Source organism: Thiolapillus sp. (assembly GCF_048562965.1).
GTDB lineage: Bacteria > Pseudomonadota > Gammaproteobacteria > Chromatiales > Chromatiaceae > Thiolapillus > Thiolapillus brandeum_A.
This window is the reverse complement of the sequence record NZ_JBHNMF010000813.1, coordinates 1-1317: the sequence shown is the minus strand read 5'-3', so window position 1 is coordinate 1317 and position 1317 is coordinate 1. Positions and strand designations below refer to the sequence as shown.

2 protein-coding genes are annotated in these 1317 nt (G+C 54.1%); both read right to left on the bottom strand.

Translation table 11 applies throughout. From position 1 onward, the window contains the following. Nucleotides 1-98: 98 nt before the first annotated feature. A complete protein-coding gene (locus ACOCD2_RS20305) occupies nt 99-488 on the bottom strand; it encodes a hypothetical protein (protein ID WP_293675152.1) in 390 nt (129 codons plus the stop codon). Then, a partial coding sequence (locus ACOCD2_RS20300) for a hypothetical protein (protein ID WP_419596295.1) occupies nt 485-1317 on the bottom strand: 833 nt, incomplete at its 5' end. The genes ACOCD2_RS20305 and ACOCD2_RS20300, both read right to left, overlap by 4 nt.

The window sequence follows — 1317 nt, the reverse complement described above, 5'->3', positions numbered from 1 at the left end:
ATCCCCAATCCCAGTAGCAGTATCTCGTTGCCGTCCACGTCTTTTCCTCATGCCAGTATTTGGCGCTATACTGGCACAGGTTTTTGGAGGAATTCCACTTAAAACGTCGAGGAACCGATTTGTTGTGCACCAGATTTTGCAAGCTCTCGAATCGCGGTATCTGCTGACTTCGCCGCCGCATCTGCGACATCCTCTGCCGCTGTTTTTGCGGCCTTCGCGAGTTCCAATTTTGCCGCACTGCTGGCAGCGGCAGTTGCGGATTGAAGTTGCTCGATCGTCGTTTTGTGTTGTGCGCGGATATGCTGAACTGCTGATTCATGCGCCTGCGCTGCGTCTGTCGTTTCCCGTTCCATCCAACTTTTCCAGTTGCCTGCCAGCGCCGCAAACAACCAAGCGGGATCATCGTCTCGTAACTCAAACTCGTTCGCGAGTTTCAAAACTGTCTCCCGTTCCGGCGCTGGCAAGGTTTTCAAAATTTCGTCTCTCATTTTTCTGCCTCGTTTTTTGTGTCCTCAACGGCCTCAACGGGATGCAACAGGTGATCGATCAGCAACATGCTACAAACCGATTTTCCAACGCCCCCCTTTTCACCATGCACAAAAACCAATTTGGGTTTTTCGCCGCCGCACGCAGCCCGGCAAAGGGGGTCGGCAGCCACGCGCCAGCGATGAATAACTGACCGCTCCACGATGCTGAGATCTCCAGTTTGGCCAACCTCGAAACCAGAAAACGAACCCGGCAAATCTCGAACTTTGTCCATCACTCTTGCCGTTAAGGCGGGCAGGGCGTTCTCTGTACCGCCTGCCGCCAGCCAAATTTTGCGTTCGTTTGAGGTCGTCCACGCGAACCTGCTGGGGTCGCCCATTTTCAGATTTGCGACCGCAATTTTTCTGTTTGAAATTCCAGCCACCCCCTCAGTGAGTGACTGTTTTGCAATTTGCGCTGATTCCAGTTCTGGACCGATGAGAAATACGGTTACGATTTCCAAGTCCAAAGCCGCCGCGAGTGGGGAAATAAGATCCGCCGCAAGGGGGTCAACGGTGCTGGCGGCACCCCCGGGCAGGTTAACAATGACGTGTGTTGGGGCGTTTTTTGCGCTGAGTGCCTGCTCCAACAGGGTACCCAAGTCGATGATTGCGGACTCGGCTTCGTCGGGACGGAGAAGACTGCCGGCTACGCCGGGAACCTGATTCCCATATCTGCGTTGCACGTCGGGGATCGAGGGGTCCCCCTCAAAAATGGGCTCTTCCCCAAATGGAGTGGGTAGATTATCGTAATCCCCTATGAGAGACAAAGACCTATACGCCCAGATACTGG

Bases quoted from the DNA above. Each gene is read 5' to 3' on its own strand.
- ACOCD2_RS20305 (WP_293675152.1), bottom strand. From the start codon at position 488: ATGAGAGACGAAATTTTGAAAACCTTGCCAGCGCCGGAACGGGAGACA.